Raw genomic sequence first — 393 nt, forward strand, 5'->3', positions numbered from 1 at the left:
ATCCGCGCTACTTCGAGATGCTCAACGACTTCATCGAAGACTGGTTCGCCGATGGGCTCGACTGGCCGTTCGACGCCATGCACCTCGCCGGCCACGCCGGCGTGCCGATCCGCGCTACTTCGAGATGCTSAACGACTTCATCGAGGACTGGTTAGCTGATGGGCTGGACTGGCCGTTCGACGCCATGCACCTCGCCGGCCACGCCGGCGTGCCGACCGCCGAACTGCAATGCCGCTTTACCGCGCCGAGCCGGCTGGGCGAACTGCTGACCCGCGAGTTGCGTGTGACGCACATCGGACGGACCAGCTTCGCCATCGACACCCGCTTCGCCGGGCCGGCCGCCGAGACGCGCCTGACCGTGGGCCAGCGGCTCGTCTGCGTCGATACCCAAAC

General features: G+C 67.1%; 1 protein-coding gene. It reads left to right on the top strand.

What is annotated here, in order from left to right; translation table 11 throughout:
- Positions 1 to 124: 124 nt before the first annotated feature.
- The coding region (locus tag AC1DKR_RS21345; protein WP_478035191.1) for an acyl-CoA thioesterase at positions 125 to 393 on the top strand (269 nt) is incomplete at its 3' end.

The organism is Stenotrophomonas sp. 01N47 (genome assembly GCF_056399165.1).